This window comes from Helicobacter pylori (assembly GCF_011140715.1).
Classification (GTDB): Bacteria; Campylobacterota; Campylobacteria; order Campylobacterales; family Helicobacteraceae; genus Helicobacter; species Helicobacter pylori_DA.
The window spans coordinates 1-552 of record NZ_SFZZ01000044.1 but is presented as its reverse complement, the minus strand read 5'-3'; the positions used below and the strand labels follow the sequence as shown (position 1 = coordinate 552).

The window sequence follows — 552 nt, the reverse complement described above, 5'->3', positions numbered from 1 at the left end:
AATAACCCCTTTAAAAAAGTGGGCATGATCAGCTCTCAAAACAATAACGGCGCAATGAATGGGCTTGGCGTGCAAGTGGGCTACAAGCAATTCTTTGGCGAAAGCAAAAGATGGGGATTAAGGTATTATGGCTTCTTTGATTACAACCACGGCTATATCAAATCCAGCTTTTTTAATTCGTCTTCTGATATATGGACTTATGGCGGTGGGAGCGATTTGTTAGTGAATATTATCAACGATAGTATCACAAGAAAGAATAACAAGCTTTCTGTGGGTCTTTTTGGAGGTATCCAACTAGCAGGGACTACATGGCTTAATTCTCAATACGTGAATTTGACAGCGTTCAATAACCCTTACAGTGCGAAAGTCAATACTTCTAATTTCCAATTCTTGTTCAATCTCGGCTTGAGGACGAATCTCGCTACAGCTAAGAAAAAAGACAGCGAACATTCCGCGCAACATGGCATTGAACTAGGCATTAAAATCCCCACCATTAACACGAATTACTATTCTTTTTTAGGCACTAAGCTAGAATACCGAAGGCTTTATAGC

Annotated in this window: 1 pseudogene; it reads left to right on the top strand. The window is 40.0% G+C overall.

Annotation, left to right across the window (positions count from 1 at the left end):
* A pseudogene (sabB, locus tag EWZ81_RS04045) lies at positions 1–552 on the top strand (Hop family adhesin SabB/HopO); the annotation flags it as partial.